13 protein-coding genes and 3 pseudogenes are annotated in these 16172 nt (G+C 47.9%); 10 read left to right on the top strand and 6 right to left on the bottom strand.

The genetic code is table 11. From position 1 onward, the window contains the following. Window positions 1-147 precede the first annotated feature (147 nt). The 3 genes from phoP (at window position 148) to roxA (ending at window position 3495) form a co-directional block, all read left to right on the top strand. Window positions 148-819, top strand: coding sequence for a two-component system response regulator PhoP (phoP, locus tag FDX09_RS10375; protein ID WP_042309337.1), 672 nt, complete (start codon window positions 148-150; stop codon window positions 817-819). Then, window positions 819-2282, top strand: a complete 1464-nt coding sequence (phoQ, locus tag FDX09_RS10370; RefSeq protein ID WP_069323350.1) for a two-component system sensor histidine kinase PhoQ — start codon at window positions 819-821, stop codon at window positions 2280-2282. Before phoP ends, phoQ begins: the two co-directional genes overlap by 1 nt. A 91-nt stretch (window positions 2283-2373) precedes the next feature. Continuing rightward, complete coding sequence (gene roxA / locus FDX09_RS10365) at window positions 2374-3495, top strand: [50S ribosomal protein L16]-arginine 3-hydroxylase (RefSeq protein ID WP_038639870.1); 1122 nt, start codon at window positions 2374-2376, stop codon at window positions 3493-3495. 96 nt (window positions 3496-3591) lie between these two features. Here roxA and pepT read toward each other — a convergent pair whose 3' ends face one another. After that, window positions 3592-4818, bottom strand: coding sequence for a peptidase T (gene pepT / locus FDX09_RS10360; RefSeq protein WP_069323349.1), 1227 nt, complete (start codon window positions 4816-4818; stop codon window positions 3592-3594). Window positions 4819-5068: 250 nt separating this feature from the next. Here pepT and potA point away from each other — a divergent pair, with 250 nt between their 5' ends. Together potA and potB are read left to right on the top strand one after the other, a co-directional pair. Then, window positions 5069-6205, top strand: coding sequence for a spermidine/putrescine ABC transporter ATP-binding protein PotA (potA, locus tag FDX09_RS10355; protein WP_038639864.1), 1137 nt, complete (start codon window positions 5069-5071; stop codon window positions 6203-6205). Continuing rightward, window positions 6189-7052, top strand: coding sequence for a spermidine/putrescine ABC transporter permease PotB (potB, locus tag FDX09_RS10350; RefSeq protein ID WP_137347155.1), 864 nt, complete (start codon window positions 6189-6191; stop codon window positions 7050-7052). The genes potA and potB overlap by 17 nt, the downstream gene beginning before the upstream one ends. A gap of 171 nt (window positions 7053-7223) precedes the next feature. Here the strand turns inward: potB and FDX09_RS10345 are convergent. Together FDX09_RS10345 and FDX09_RS10340 are read right to left on the bottom strand one after the other, a co-directional pair. Next, window positions 7224-7437 (bottom strand): annotated as a pseudogene (locus FDX09_RS10345) (LexA family transcriptional regulator); the annotation flags it as partial. 3 nt (window positions 7438-7440) lie between these two features. Beyond that, window positions 7441-9000, bottom strand: a complete 1560-nt coding sequence (locus tag FDX09_RS10340) for an EAL domain-containing protein (protein ID WP_137347154.1) — start codon at window positions 8998-9000, stop codon at window positions 7441-7443. A 290-nt stretch (window positions 9001-9290) separates the two neighbouring features. Between FDX09_RS10340 and FDX09_RS23910 the strand changes: the two are divergent. After that, a pseudogene (locus tag FDX09_RS23910) lies at window positions 9291-9413 on the top strand (DinI-like family protein); the annotation flags it as partial. A gap of 280 nt (window positions 9414-9693) precedes the next feature. Continuing rightward, window positions 9694-9993 (top strand): putative quinol monooxygenase, encoded by a 300-nt coding sequence (locus FDX09_RS10330; RefSeq protein ID WP_137347153.1) that lies wholly within the window; start codon window positions 9694-9696, stop codon window positions 9991-9993. Window positions 9994-10045: 52 nt separating this feature from the next. Here FDX09_RS10330 and FDX09_RS23905 read toward each other — a convergent pair. Then, window positions 10046-10360: pseudogene (locus FDX09_RS23905) on the bottom strand (recombinase family protein); the annotation flags it as partial. Between the two features lie 323 nt (window positions 10361-10683). On the opposite strand from FDX09_RS23905, the gene FDX09_RS10325 reads away from it, so the two are divergent. The 3 genes from FDX09_RS10325 to FDX09_RS10315 all read left to right on the top strand — a co-directional run bounded on the left by FDX09_RS10325 (window position 10684) and on the right by FDX09_RS10315 (window position 12655). Continuing rightward, a complete protein-coding gene (locus FDX09_RS10325; RefSeq protein ID WP_137347152.1) occupies window positions 10684-11295 on the top strand; it encodes a hypothetical protein in 612 nt (203 codons plus the stop codon). A gap of 53 nt (window positions 11296-11348) precedes the next feature. Continuing rightward, window positions 11349-11636, top strand: a complete 288-nt coding sequence (locus FDX09_RS10320; protein WP_038641317.1) for a hypothetical protein — start codon at window positions 11349-11351, stop codon at window positions 11634-11636. Between the two features lie 287 nt (window positions 11637-11923). Continuing rightward, a complete protein-coding gene (locus FDX09_RS10315) occupies window positions 11924-12655 on the top strand; it encodes an HNH endonuclease signature motif containing protein (RefSeq protein ID WP_038641319.1) in 732 nt (243 codons plus the stop codon). A 913-nt stretch (window positions 12656-13568) separates the two neighbouring features. Here FDX09_RS10315 and FDX09_RS10310 read toward each other — a convergent pair. After that, window positions 13569-14153, bottom strand: coding sequence for a DUF4376 domain-containing protein (locus FDX09_RS10310; RefSeq protein WP_038641321.1), 585 nt, complete (start codon window positions 14151-14153; stop codon window positions 13569-13571). Window positions 14154-14164: 11 nt separating this feature from the next. Beyond that, entirely contained in the window at window positions 14165-16132 is a 1968-nt protein-coding gene (locus FDX09_RS24015; protein ID WP_283204999.1) for a prophage tail fiber N-terminal domain-containing protein, read from the bottom strand. Between the last annotated feature and the right edge of the window lie 40 nt (window positions 16133-16172).

Raw genomic sequence — 16172 nt, 5'->3', positions numbered from 1 at the left:
GTTATATTGAAGCCGGATAAGCGTCAGCACCTTCCGGCTTTTTTAGCCAGTGATAGCCTCCCTTCCCCCGGTTTATTAAATGTTTATCCCCACGGACACATAATCAGCGTTAAACTATTCATACCTTTCACATAGGGAGTAACGATGATGCGCGTACTGGTTGTCGAGGATAATGCTTTATTACGCCACCACCTCAAGGTTCAGTTACAGGATTTAGGGCATCAGGTGGATGATGCAGAGGACGCTAAGGAAGCAGACTATTACCTTAATGAACATCTGCCGGATATCGCGATCGTTGATTTAGGGCTCCCTGATGAGGATGGCTTGTCGTTGATCCGCCGTTGGCGCAGCAATGATGTTTCACTCCCCATTCTGGTATTAACCGCCCGTGAAGGCTGGCAGGACAAGGTGGAAGTGCTCAGCGCCGGCGCCGACGATTACGTCACCAAACCGTTTCACATTGAAGAAGTGGCTGCGCGCATGCAGGCATTGATGCGTCGCAACAGCGGTCTGGCATCGCAGATTATCTCCCTTCCACCTTTTCAGGTGGACCTCTCTCGCCGCGAGTTATCCGTCAATGATGAGGTTATCAAGCTCACGGCGTTCGAATACACCATAATGGAAACACTCATCCGCAATAACGGCAAAGTGGTCAGTAAAGATTCGCTCATGCTGCAGCTTTATCCGGATGCCGAGCTGCGTGAAAGTCATACTATTGATGTTCTGATGGGACGTCTGCGCAAAAAAATACAGGCGCAATATCCTGACGACGTCATCACCACCGTGCGTGGCCAGGGATATCTTTTTGAATTGCGCTAATGAATAAACTATTGCGTCATTTTTTCCCGTTATCGCTACGGCTACGTTTTTTACTGGCAACCGCTGGCGTGGTGTTGGTGCTCTCACTGGCCTACGGCATCGTTGCCCTGGTGGGTTATAGCGTCAGCTTTGATAAAACCACGTTTCGCCTGTTGCGCGGCGAGAGCAATCTGTTCTATACCCTGGCGAAATGGGATAACGGTAAAATTAATGTCGAGTTGCCCGAAAATCTCGACATGCAAAGCCCCACAATGTCGCTGATTTATGATGAAAACGGCAAGTTGCTGTGGGCGCAGCGCAACGTCCCGTGGTTGACCCAGAGTATTCAACCCGACTGGCTTAAAACGAACGGCTTTCATGAAATTGAGGCCAATGTCGACGCCACCAGCACATTGCTGGGTGCAGATCACTCCGCCCAGCAGCAGTTAAAAGAAGTCAGAGAAGACGACGACGACGCTGAAATGACCCACTCGGTAGCGGTAAATGTCTACCCAGCCACCGCCAGAATGCCCCAACTGACCATTGTGGTTGTCGATACCATTCCTATTGAGTTAAAGCGCTCGTATATGGTCTGGAGCTGGTTTATTTATGTGCTGGTCGCTAATCTGTTGTTGGTCATCCCACTATTATGGGTGGCCGCCTGGTGGAGCCTGCGGCCTATTGAATCGCTGGCGCGTGAAGTTCGTGAGCTTGAAGAACATCATCGTGAGATGCTGAATCCCGCCACCACGCGTGAACTGACCAGTCTGGTCCGCAACCTCAACCGGCTGTTGAAAAGCGAACGTGAGCGCTACGACAAATACCGCACCACGTTAACCGATCTCACGCATAGCCTGAAGACACCGCTGGCCGTATTGCAAAGTACGATGCGCTCGATGCGTAACGAAAAAATGAACGTAAGCGACGCGGAGCCCATCATGCTCGAGCAAATCAGCCGTATTTCCCAGCAGATTGGCTATTATCTGCATCGCGCCAGCATGCGTGGCAGTAGCGCCCTTCTCAGCCGGGAACTGCATCCTGTCGCGCCGTTGCTGGATAAACTTACTTCGGCGCTGAATAAAGTGTATCAGCGTAAAGGCGTTAACATTAATCTCGACATCTCACCTGAAATCAGCTTTGTAGGCGAGCAGAACGATTTTGTCGAAGTGATGGGAAACGTGCTGGATAACGCCTGTAAATATTGTCTGGAGTTCGTCGAGATTTCAGCGCGACTATCAGAGGATCAACTGCATATTCTGGTTGAAGATGATGGCCCCGGCATTCCGCATAGCAAACGCGAAGTGGTGTTTGACCGCGGACAACGTGTCGATACGCTACGACCAGGACAAGGTGTCGGGCTGGCGGTAGCGCGTGAAATCACCGAACAGTATGACGGGCAGATTATTGCAGGTGACAGCCTGTTGGGCGGCGCGCGCATGGAAGTTATTTTTGGTCGCCAGCAGCCGGGGCAGAAAGACGAGTAATCGTCGCATGTAATAAATATGTACTGACTTCACGCTTGAGGTTAAGTATCCGTTATAATCGGTTGCAGATACCAGCCTGCGGATGCTCATTATGGAATACCAACTCACACTTAACTGGCCCGATTTTCTGGAACGCCACTGGCAAAAACGCCCGGTGGTCTTAAAACGCGGGTTTAACAACTTTATTGACCCACTCTCTCCTGACGAACTGGCTGGACTGGCAATGGAAAGCGAAGTCGACAGCCGACTCGTCAGCCACCAGGACGGTAAATGGCAGGTTAGCCACGGTCCGTTCGAAAGCTATGACCATCTTGGCGAAAACAACTGGTCGCTGCTGGTGCAGGCGGTCAATCACTGGCATGAGCCAACCGCGGCGCTGATGCGTCCGTTTCGCGAGCTGCCGGACTGGCGTATTGACGATCTGATGATCTCCTTCTCCGTACCCGGCGGCGGCGTTGGCCCGCATCTGGATCAGTACGATGTGTTTATTATTCAGGGTACCGGGCGTCGTCGCTGGCGTGTGGGCGAAAAACTACAGTTGAAGCAGCACTGCCCTCACCCGGATCTGCTGCAAGTCGACCCGTTTGAAGCCATCATTGATGAAGAGCTGGAACCCGGCGATATTCTGTATATTCCGCCAGGGTTCCCACACGAAGGCTACGCGCTGGAAAACGCCATGAACTATTCGGTGGGCTTCCGTGCGCCAAACACTCGCGAACTGATTAGCGGATTTGCCGATTACGTTTTGCAGCGTGAACTGGGCAGCACGTATTACAGCGATCCGGATCTGCCGCCACGCGATCATCCGGCTGACGTTCTGCCGCAGGAGATGGACAAGCTGCGCGAAATGATGCTGGGGCTGATTAATCAACCTGAACATTTCCAACAATGGTTTGGTGAGTTTATTTCTCAGTCTCGTCATGAACTGGATATTGCCCCGCCAGAGCCACCGTATCAGCCTGACGAAATCTACGACGCCCTGAAGCAAGGGGATGTATTAGTGCGTCTGGGTGGATTGCGTGTATTGCGCATCGGCGACGATATCTACGCCAATGGTGAGAAAATTGACTCGCCGCATCGTCCTGCCCTTGAAGCCCTTGCCAGTCATATCGTACTGACGGCCGAGAATTTTGAGGATGCGCTGGAAGATCCATCCTTCCTTGCCATGCTGGCCGCACTGGTTAACAGCGGGTATTGGTTCTTCGAAGGGTAAATCATTGTGACTGCGCCGGATGGCGCTTCGCTTATCCGGCCTACAAATATCTCATCCCGTAGGCCGGATAAGCGAAGCGCCATCCGGCATCTACATTTATTTTTGTTTCGCCGCCAGCTCCGCAATACGTACAATGACCTGCACCGCTTTTTCCATCCCTTCCAGAGTCACAAATTCATGTTTGCCATGATAGTTGTAGCCGCCGGTGAACAGATTCGGACACGGTAACCCCATAAACGACAGCTGCGCGCCGTCGGTTCCGCCACGAATAGGCTTCAGCACAGGTTCAATATCGCAATCGCGCATCGCCTTCTGGGCAATATCCAGCACGTGCGGATGCTCAATCACTTTTTCGCGCATATTGTAATAGCTGTCTTCGATCACCAGCTCGATGTAGCAGTCCGGGTGTAACCCTTTGCCAACCTTCTTGGCGATATCCATGATCTTGCGTTTACGCGCTTCAAACTGCTTGCGGTCAAAATCACGGATGATGTAGTGCATATCCGCCCGATCAACCGTCCCTTTCATGCTCGCCAGGTGATAAAAGCCTTCATAGCCTTCCGTCGTTTCCGGGCTTTCATCGGCCGGAACCTCCGCGTGAATACGCGCAGCCAGCGACAGCGCATTCACCATCACCCCTTTTGCAGTGCCCGGATGCACATTGTTGCCCACGATCTTGATATTAACCGACGCGGCGTTGAAGTTTTCAAACTCCAGCTCCCCCACGCCACCGCCGTCAACGGTATAGGCCCACTGCGCATCGAATGCCGCAACGTCGAAATGCTTCGCCCCTTTACCGACCTCTTCGTCCGGCGTAAAGGCCACGCGAATATCACCATGCGGGATCTCTTTTTGGATCAGCACTGCCAGCGCGGTCATGATTTCTGCGATGCCCGCTTTATCATCGGCGCCCAGCAATGTTTTGCCGTCTGTAGTGATTAGCGTCTGGCCCAAAAGCTGATGCAGTACCGGGAACATCACCGGCGACAGAACTTCGTCGCCAATACCTAACGCGATATCGCCCCCGCGGTAGTTTTCAACAATTTGTGGATTAACGTTTTTACCACTGCAATCCGGTGAGGTATCCACATGGGAAATAAAACCGATAGCGGGAATATTGCCAGCAACGTTAGCAGGCAACGTTGCCATCAGCGTCCCCTTTTCGCTGAGTGAAATATTGACCAGCCCCATCTCTTCGAGCTGTTGTTTGAGCAGTTGTAATAACTTCCACTGTCCTTCGGTGCTGGGTACTTGCCGCACGCCCGATTTGGATTGGGTGTCCAGCGACACGTAGTGTAAAAAACGCTCAAGTAGTTTATCCATGCAGTCACCCTCACTTTTTGTGACAACATTATCAATAAGCAATAAAAGACAAATATTGCGTCAGGTCACTTTTATCCCCGCAAGTAAGAATATTTCGCCATGACACCCACTCTGACTATAGGGCTAAGTCAGTAATTCGCAACAAGGATTGGCGATTACCATGGTTTGCCGTAGAATAACGGCCCTCATTAAGAGTCATCAAGGTGGTTAACCACAAACCCCGCATCGGTCAGCCATCCGTTGCGTTTACATGGGACAGAGTAAAAAATTGAATAAACAACCGCGTTCGCTTTCTCCACTGGTGCAATTAGCGGGAATTCGCAAAAGTTTCGATGGCAAAGAGGTGATTTCCAGCCTGGATTTGACCATCAAAAACGGCGAGTTTCTCACGCTGCTCGGCCCCTCTGGCTGCGGTAAAACAACCGTTCTTCGCCTGATTGCCGGTCTGGAAACGGTTGATTCCGGTCATATCATATTGGACAACCAGGACATCACTCACGTTCCGGCGGAAAATCGCTACGTGAACACCGTCTTCCAAAGCTATGCGTTATTTCCCCACATGACCGTGTTTGAAAATGTGGCCTTCGGTTTACGCATGCAGAAAACACCCGCTGCTGATATCCCTCCTCGTGTTACCGAAGCCCTGCGCATGGTACAACTGGAAGAATTCGCCCAACGAAAGCCGCATCAACTTTCTGGTGGACAGCAACAGCGCGTGGCGATTGCCCGTGCGGTGGTCAACAAACCTCGTTTGCTCCTGTTAGATGAATCCCTCTCTGCGCTGGACTACAAACTGCGCAAACAGATGCAGAACGAACTGAAAGCGCTGCAACGTAAGCTTGGTATCACTTTTGTTTTTGTCACGCACGACCAGGAAGAAGCGCTGACCATGTCCGACCGTATTGTGGTAATGCGCGATGGCAAGATTGAGCAAGATGGTACGCCGCGCGAAATCTACGAAGAGCCGAAAAATCTGTTTGTCGCCGGGTTTATCGGCGAAATCAATATGTTTAACGCGACGGTCATTGAGCGTCTGGACGATCAGCGCGTTCGTGCTAATGTGGAAGGTCGCGAGTGCAACATTTACGTCAACTTCGCGGTGGTGCCTGGGCAAAAACTGCACGTATTATTGCGCCCGGAAGATCTGCGCGTTGATGAGATCAACGACGATAATCATATTGAAGGTCTTATCGGCTACGTGCGTGAACGCAACTACAAAGGCATGACGCTGGAGTCGGTTGTGGAACTGGAAAATGGCAAGATGGTGATGGTCAGTGAATTCTTCAATGAAGACGATCCTGACTTCGACCACTCGCTCGACCAGAAAATGGCGATTAACTGGGTAGAAAGCTGGGAGGTCGTACTGGCTGATGAAGAACACAAGTAAATTCCAGAGTGTGGTGATCGTCACCATTGTCGGTTGGCTTGTGTTATTTGTCTTTCTGCCCAACCTGATGATCATCGGCACCAGCTTTTTGACCCGTGACGACGCTAATTTCGTCAAAATGGTCTTTACGCTGGAAAACTATACTCGCCTGCTGGATCCGCTCTATTTTGAGGTACTGGTTCACTCCCTCAATATGGCGTTGATTGCCACGCTCGCCTGTCTGGTACTCGGCTATCCGTTTGCCTGGTTTTTGGTAAAGCTGCCGGAAAAAGTGCGCCCGCTGCTGCTGTTCCTGCTGATTGTTCCGTTCTGGACCAACTCGCTTATTCGCATCTACGGACTCAAAATTTTCCTCAGTACCAAAGGCTATCTCAACGAGTTTCTGTTGTGGCTCGGCATTATTGATACCCCCATTCGCATCATGTTTACCCCCAGCGCGGTGATTATCGGCCTGGTGTACATCCTGCTACCGTTTATGGTGATGCCGCTCTACTCCAGCATTGAGAAGCTCGATAAACCGCTGCTGGAAGCCGCACGCGATTTAGGCGCCAGCAAACTTCAGACCTTTACCCGCATCATTATTCCGCTGACGATGCCGGGAATTATCGCCGGATGTCTGCTGGTTATGCTGCCGGCAATGGGGCTGTTTTACGTTTCCGATTTAATGGGCGGGGCGAAAAACCTGTTGATTGGTAACGTGATTAAAGTGCAGTTCCTGAACATTCGCGACTGGCCGTTTGGCGCAGCTACCAGCATAACGCTGACTATCGTGATGGGGCTGATGCTGCTGGTCTACTGGCGCGCCTCGCGCTTGCTGAACAAGAAGGTTAGCGACATAGACAGTTAGTTTATATTATTCAATAGGTTAACTTGCTTTTTGGCATGCTTTTTACCTTCAAGTAAACTGCATGCCAAACTCTGTAAAATCATGTAGTTGCACATGAGTTTTGGAGAACAATTTTTCGCTAATTATCCTGCTGATGATATTTGCCTACGATGGCATCTGCGGATTCTCACATCACCAGTCATCAAACTCCGCTTTCCTGGCATCATTAATGATGTACGTGATCACTCCGAATATTGCGTGTGAAGAATTGTAGCCATCACCTTCTTCTGGCAGAGCTTCCGCTCCCCGGATTAATCAGATGTGGTTGAGGATGTGTTCGGTAACGCTTGCTCCTGAATTCCCCGTCGATCGGGCATATCAGCAGTGAACCATCGCAGGAAAATACATATTAACACTCATTGACATCATTAACTAATTTTGTCAATTTATCAATAGAGAGTGGCTTCGAGTAATACCAGCCTTGGACACAGCACTCAGGGAACATTTCAGTTAAATATTTCACCTGAGTTGAAGTCTCGACACCTTCGAAAACGACTTTGTTAGTTATATCTTTAAAAATCTCCACCAATCCTGATACGATATTATTATTTACAGAGGGTTCACCAATAGAATCTGTAATTGACTTATCAATTTTAATTTCATCTATTTGTAAATTTGATAGCCAGTTTAAATTTGAATGACCAGTCCCGAAATCATCAATAGCTATTGATATACCTTTATTATTAAATAAAGAAATAACCTTTTGGAGGGAATTTATTTCCGCGCTCTGCCTTTCTGTTAACTCCATCATTATCATACCAGGTTTTATATTTGATTCATCAATCATCTGAAACACTTTTTCTTGAAATGATTCCGACAGAAGGTCTTGAGAACTAACATTAATGCTTATAAAAATATCAAATTCCTCAGAAAGAGACATGGTTTGCTTTACTACCATTCGAAATACAAAATCACTTATTCCCTGGATTAAACCATGCTTCTCTGCAATAGGGATAAAAATATCAGGAGGAATGCTACCAATATCATGATCATCCCATCTAATTAGTGCTTCCACACCAATAATTTTTCCGGTTTTTATTTTATAAATAGGTTGATACACAAGATATAATGATTCGCTTCTTATCGCATTTTTTAATCTTGAAACTAATGATTGCTTACGTGCAACTCTTTGATTATAAAAACCACCCAGAAGAACACCGGTCACAATAGATGTAAAGGAAATCAACAACATCGTTAACCAACTATCGAAACTCATCCACGGAAATTTAACTCCCCCCATGACACAGATATTATTATTTTTATTACAGCTTTGCGTGGTAATAAGTCCTAGTTGGTAGGATTTATCATGCTGAGCCTCTTCAAGAAGATCGACCTGCTCACCAAGTTTGAACAAATGAAGCGAATGATCTCTGTCACCTACAATTGCAGAAAACCCCTTCTCTTCATGGTCTGTAACAAATCTATTAAATGCAAATGGTGAAATCGTTATGGCTAATTTTTGATTGCTTAGCAAATCAGCTTTTACATTATTTTCCAGTAACACACCAAAAAACCAAGTTACATTGTCCTTTTCAACTTTTCTATCATAGATATTGAGAAGCAATGGTGCTGGCAACACTCCCCATAAAGCACTACATATGACTGCACCATTTGAAATAAATGATATATCTTTTATAAGAGCATAGGGCCATAAGGCCACTCTTAGAGCATGAAGTTGTAGTTCACTACAAGGACTATAAGCATTAAATATTTCATAACTATCATTTATTTTATCAATCTGTTGAATGAGACTAACGCTTCTATTCAAAACTCGTTCTGTATATGATGCAATCCTCTCCTTGTATATATAATACATTGAAATCTCAGACAATGAGAAAAAAATAAAAAATGAAAACATGATTGATATCACATAAGGCTTAATTCGTTTTAAATTGTGGTTATTCTTCACGCCGACCTCTTTATATGCCTGACCCTATGTAACAACATACATTCTACTATCTTTCGTGAATCAAATACATACAGTTAAAACAGATTATCGGCTAAAACAAATATTTCTTTATGTTTTTTATTAGAAAAGAACGTTATAAAATAACGCAAAACCACATCCAAGTTAGATTTGTGTTTGCATTTTAGCCAAATAAGTGGCACTTCATCTTGTATTCATAGGTCTAATGTAAAGGATGTAATTCTAAGGGAAATAAGTGTGAAACCGCGCCTTTTCCCGATACTGGTACTTGGGTAAAACCGATGATGACGCTGCCGGCGATCAACACTGACGCCAGCAAGCATGAGAAAGAACAGCTAAGCCGTACTGTTCAGGAAATGTTTGAAGAGGCTGATATGTGGCTGGTTCAGGACTGAAGCACTATTGCCCACGTACGTGGGCTTTGAGGAAAATCAGTAACTCCGCGACCAAGTCTTCAAATCAGGTTGGATACTCCATAGATAGTTGTATTAAGTGATTAGCGGTTACACGCATTTTGATGTATTAACTCAGACTTGATCTGACGGTTTTCACTGGCAGCACACAATCAAATCTGACAGGCTGCTTTGAGCGAGCAGCGGACATTCTGTTTGAAATAGCCCTTCAGGCTGGCATTATCCATCAAAAGCCCTGGACATTTTTAATGAAGGAGTTCGCATGCTAAAGGTCATTGCCGAAGATTTTATCAAACCCGAGTGCGTCGACACCGTTCTCCCTTTATACCGCGAGCTCATCGCAGCAACGAAACGAGAGCCTCTGTGTATTGCTTATGATTTGTATCGAGATGAAAAGGATCCGGGGCATTTTATTTTTATTGAAGAATGGCCTTACCGGGCGGCACTCGATGCACATTGCGCCAGCGAGCATTTCACTCGGCTTGTGCCTTTGATTGATCAATACGCGCGTAAAGCGGCGCAGTATATACTTATGGATGGTCTGGTGGACCCTGAGAGATAAGGTCCGCTTCTGGCACATAGCAACCGGTCCAGCCAAGCACTTAGAGTTATTGCTACCCTCCCTTTACCCGGAGTGTGGTTTGCCGGGTATTATTGGATCCCTGTGCGATGGCCCTAATACTAACTCCAGTGTGATTCCATATAGTAACCATAACTGACTGCTCTTCATTTAGTGCAGAAGGACGTCCAAACTGTTTACCGGCTGTTTTTACTCGCACACGTTCATGCCGCAATTAACTTTCAAATTCAGCAACAGCCGAGATAACTTGCATAGTCATTCTTCCGGCAGCGTTTGCCAGACCAATACCTTAGGGGGCCGGGCAATGAACTCGAATGTCTGACGCAGGCAGTAGTCCATTAGTTCTCCTTGGCTGTCTGTACAAAATAACTTTTATCGTATGATATTTTATGTTTCCTAAGCCATCAGATCGCAAGCAAAACCGGAGTAAGTGTAATCCGTGCTGAAGTGCTGGATAAAAACCCTACCATCTCTATCCCGGATGCAGTCAAGATGGAAGCTATTTCCAATGCTCGCTCGGTGTGCCATACGCAGCGGGTTTATTTTGACTTAACACTTAACTTTCTGATTTGTTGTAGTTACGCTATGATGATTATATTACATATATGAATACCAAAATTTCAGTTAAGTACAACAACAAGCATAATACCAATTAAAATTCGAGGGTTAACAATGAGCGTCAGAAGAGATAGCGACGGTAAATATGTGACAAGTGAACAGCCTTTTAAGCAGTATGATGAAAAGTGGCGCGCTGATAATGCTGCTACCTGGGAAGCTCCAAGCCAACCAAACCAGCCTGTTAACAACTCATGGGGTAGTATCCAGCAACCCACATCAACATCTACGTCAATGTCTTATGAAGACCAACTGGCTTTCGCCAGCGGCGCGCGAAAAGTTCTTGCCTTAGTTATTATCTGGTTTACGCTATGGGGCGTTATCTTAATACCAGGACTACAGGCTTCGCAAATGCTCATATATGCGGGTGGGCTTACCTCAATCCTGGGAAGAATAATTTTCTCGATCCTTTTCAGTGTTTATTCCATCCTGTTTGCCCCTCTTCAGTTTGCTTACCTCTTTGATGTAGACCTGGGAATGCGATTGCTCATTCAACTTGGGATGATAGTTGTACTGTCATTTCTGGTATTTAAATTCTGGCAGAAGTTAAAGAAAAAAATATTGTATAGTGTCGCTATTATTGCAGTACTGGCATATATAGCCGTTGGGCTAGTGTCACTTAATAGTGGACTTTGGGAATCATTTAAGTTTTTCCCGTATCTGAGTTAGTAGTTCCGTCTTTACCTTATTGTGGCACGTAGCATAATGAAGAAGAGAAACTGATGAAAAAATCGTTGCTGGTAATAGTTCTGCTTGGGTTAAGTGCATCGGCAGCAGCCGGGGAAGCACACTTTTGTGGCTCCCCTGAAGTTAGCGCGATCGAAACAGGGCGTCATGATGTTAATGACAGTACCGTTTTTACTTGCGGTGGAGGGATCAAAGGCACCCTGCCCGAACTAGCAAAACAGGGTTGGAAAGTTGTGCAAGTGAGCGATCAGATGGCATCATCATCTTCGTCTGATCCGAGTAAATCCACTGTCTATTCACGGTTGATAATACAGAAAGACTGACAACGCATGTTTTCTTAAGGACCAACCAAACTCCGTCAACTGGCAGAGTTTGGTTGTAACTCTGAGTTTCTAACTTGTGGTTTTCACCAGCATCGGAACCTGTTTTGCCACCTTGCTCGAAGCCACCTTCTAGTTCAGTCAAAAAACACTCTGTCTGTTTGTCTTATCTTAAATATATCTGAAATGCAGCCCAACCAATAACCCGTTTTAGTGATGTTAACTTTCCGATTTTCTGAGAAATAAAAATTGTCGGAGTAATCTATTAACCAACTAAAGAAATTGAATCAATGATGAGTTTACCTGTTCCGAAAAGAAACTTACGGATTTATGACCTGTTGATAATGGCTGGCATGTCATTAGATGACTGGCCACATGCTAATTCGCCCAACCACAACCAACGCTGGGCTTGGCTTGAAGGTGATATCGCAGTGGTTAATGTATGGACCGATAATATCCGGATATCGACCGGTCCGGAAGAGACATACATGACCAGCTACCGGGCTCGGGGCCGAGACAGGAAGGGGAAGGGAACCGATGACATTTATAAGGAGATTATTCGTCGGAGATTGCCGGTACACGTGCTGTTGAAGGTACGCAATACGAACAAGCGCATTCTTGATACAGAGCGGTGGTCTGCGGCCTACGACGATCTGACCGGCACATTAATCCTGACCCGGGGTAATGTCACTCACTACGAAGACCAGCATGGTGATTTTCGTGATGACAGCAGTGTAGAAGATTCAGAAGAAGTCCGCAGGAGCAGTGGGTTGCGACTGAAGGCGTTAAAAAGAAGCCGTGGGATTTGTGAGTATTGCGGCCAACCGGGATTTCTGACGCTCAAAGGTACACTCTTTGCTGAAGTGCATCATATTCAGCCTTTGAGCGAAGATGGTCCCGATACACTGGCTAATCTTGTTGTACTTTGTCCCAATGATCACAGGCGAGCACACCATTCAACCGAGAGCGAAAAAATGAGGATGTTTTTCAACGAGCTCCGTAATGCCTTGCCAGAAGTGTAATCAATCGGCAAGGATGCCACTCACAAAGGATTTTCTGCTCAATCGCGTGTTACTTGACTACACATTTGCATTTTACTTGGTGACAGTGTGTGATTTACAGCGGAGCAAAAAGCGGTCTCCAACCTTGTTGCATCCGCTCCTGATGAAGCGAACGAGCTGAAGGTCTGCTTTGAGCGAGAAACGGACGTTCATCTGATTATTTACATTGTGAATTTTCGAGTCGATTTCATTTCTTTCGCAGTAGAGTGTGGTTTGCACTTACCATAAATGATTGAGGAGTAACTGCGGCCAGTGTCATCAATTATCCGACAACAGCACTGGAAAGGCTCACCTGAGGCTGAGCGTTCATGCAACTGAGAGCGTTTAGGATTTACGTTAAAGTCGATCGTAATGCTAGCCCCGCTCACCCAAATGTCAGGAATTTGTTGCTTTCTTAACAAGTGACTGAGTATGTCGGCGTAGTGACGTACAATATAATGTCGCAGGCCAAAGTAGGAGTCGGCCTCTGGTGGGGTAAGAAAAAACTGCATTGTGGTTAGATTGTTATAGATAGCGAATAACTTTAACTGGCCAATAGCCCAGTATCCCCTAAAGTCGTTGTTACGACTAACAAAGCTCTTATTAAGAGCATTAGCTATTCCCTGTAGCTCAATTCGGCGTGCCACTGTTATTCTCCGATTGCTTGCCAATAACCATAATTAGCAACTGTAAACTTTACTGATACCCCAAGCCAAACTTAAGTATGTTTTTCGTGGTTATGAACCACCTTCAAGTATTAACATGCTGAGCAGTTTGCTATGTTCGCTACTGGCACAGACCTGCCTGTCACATTAGGTTCAGGTCTGTGCCATAGCTGTGTCAGGTCAAATCTGAGCTAATACAATTTAGACATTTAGAAAGGTGAACCAGCACATTACTTCCTCTCACTCCAGCCAACTGGATATCCAGCAATGGTATTAACATCTGTAAGTAACGCTACCTCCGATTTCATCTGCCTCTGCCGCTCGTGAACTCTGAAGCCGTGCATTACCATTGCCTGCAGCATCGCTGCCTCCAGCTGTTGCAGGAACTCAAAATTCACCGGAACATCGTGGTTATCCGCATCCGTCCAGAAGAATCCTTCCGGTAACTGACCTGCACTGCCAGCCATAACCACGGGCGCAAGACGCTCCTGCGATGCTTTGCCTCCATCCCATCGCTGACCATCAAATTCAAAAATAATGTTGGCGTTTTCCTGAACGTCCCGCCAGTTGCTGATTTCAGTCAGTTTCTGATTTCGTAAATCCTCCACCATCTTGTCAGTCATAATAAAAGGGGCTACAGGTCCATACTTTCCTGATTCAAGCTCGCTGTAGATACGGCGTCCATGCTCCTCAAAATCATTCTGACATGCTGTGAAAGGCAGAAACTCATCAAACTCTGCAAATTTAACCCTGCAGTTAATCGCTGTATGTTCTTTATTCGCCCACTCAGGAGCCTGAATGTCCTCAATATTCATACAATCTCCTGCTATGAAATTCGCTGAAAAAGACCGGCATAATATTGAAAATTATACCCAGATATACCATCCGATGAAGTGGTTATAACCCCACACGAACGCCATGTACCCGGCAAAGTGTATGTCTGGTTAGGACCCCAGATACAAAATGATGCTTCACGATTGCTGTTAGCTAGAATTCCACACGCCCGTAAGCTACTCCCTGCAAAATTTACACCGGGATTCAAAGGACTTCTGGATGGTTCCATCAATGCCAGCGCAAACGTACCTACAGCATGAAGAGCACCCGCTGGTGCACCTGCTGGTCCCTGCGGCCCTTGCGGCCCTTGCGGCCCTTGCGGTCCAGTTAACCCGGTATCCCCTTTGTCTCCCTTATCCCCTTTTGCGCCTGCCGGTCCCTGCGGACCTGCAGGGCCTGTTGGTCCTGTAGCCCCCGTTAGCCCGGTATCTCCTTTGTCACCCTTTTCACCTTTTGCACCTGCCGGTCCCTGCGGACCTGCAGGGCCTGTTGGTCCTGTAGCCCCCGTTAGCCCGGTATCTCCTTTGTCCCCCTTTTCCCCTTTTGCCCCTGCCGGTCCCTGCGGACCTGCAGGGCCTGTTGGTCCTGTAGCCCCCGTTAGCCCGGTGTCTCCCTTGTCACCCTTTTCGCCTTTTGCACCGGCAGGTCCCTGCGGACCAGCTGGACCAATTGGTCCTGTTGCCCCCGTTAACCCGGTGTCTCCCTTGTCACCCTTTTCACCTTTTGCACCTGCAGGCCCCTGCGGACCTGGCGGACCACTGAGGTCTTCACTTTCCTGTATCTCTTTAATGGTATCAGCGGCGGCTTTTGACGCTGCACTTCTGGCCTGTTCAGCAAGAAGCTGTGCTTCATCCCTTGCCTGTCCACTTTCTTTCTCACTGGCAGCAGCAGCCTGTGCGCTGTTCCGGGCATTCAGGGCATTTTCCTGAGCTTCATCGCGCAGCGTCAGGGCATCATCTCTGGCCTGTTCGGCTCTGGTGGCGCTCTCAGCGGCTTCATTTTTATGGTTCTCAGCCGTTTTGGCTGACTGCAGGGCTGACGCTCCACTTGAAGATGCCGATTCTGCACTGGCTGATGCCGCAGTCTCTGATTTAGCGGCCTTGTCGCTGGATTCCCTGGCATGCTGTTCACTTAGTGCTGCAGCTGCTGCGCTGTTATTACCCTGTTCTGCAGCCTGTGTAGCCGTGAGGGCGCTTTCACGCGCTGAGGTTTCAGATGCAGCTGCATTGCCCGCGTGCTCACCCGCTGTTTGTGCTGACGAGGCGGCACTTTTGGCACTTCCAGCTGCAGACTGTGCCGAAGTACCTGCCTCCTGCTGCGCTTTCTGTGCGGTATCAGCGGAAGTTTTTGCCACTCCGGCCTGTTCCGTCGCTGTCTGTGCAGACTTTGCCGCACTGTCCGCATCTGCACCGCTGGCCAGAACGTCCTGTGCTGTCTGCCGGGCAGAGTCTGTGGCAGATAGGGCAGACTCATCAGCAGCATCGGCAGAGAGCGCCGCCAGGCGCTGTGACTCTGCCGCAGCCGTTGCAGACAACGCTGTCGCGTCTTTACTCTGCTCTGCTGACTGTGCGGCCTGTTCGGCGCGTTCCCGATCCTTCTCTACCTCCTGGTACAGAGCTGCTGTGCGGTTTACCATTTCCTCAAAGCGTTTCATCACCTCCGGACGCAGGTCTGCATCCTTTGGTGCATCGAGAAACGCATTCAGGGTATCCGGCGAATCGGTCGGGGCCACGTAAATGTCGCCAGCAAGTACGGGAGGAAAACCTTCCCGCAACAGTGACACACTGTAATAACCCGGCTCAGCATCAATGCTGTAGTGACCGTCAGTGCCTGTAGGAGTGGATGAAGTCACCTCCACAACAACAGTCGCGCTGGTTTGCTTAGCACTCAGTTGAATAGTGCAGTCCTGTACGGGGTTTCCCGCACCATCTCTGAGAATGCCTGATATGAGTACCGGCATAGTACCTCCATAAAAAAACCGCCCGGAGGCGGTTTCTGTC

It is taken from the genome of Citrobacter sp. wls717, assembly GCF_005280955.1.
In the GTDB taxonomy this organism is placed as follows: Bacteria; Pseudomonadota; Gammaproteobacteria; order Enterobacterales; family Enterobacteriaceae; genus Citrobacter; species Citrobacter werkmanii.
The sequence above is the reverse complement of the archived record's forward strand: the minus strand, read 5'-3'. Positions and strand labels throughout refer to the sequence as shown.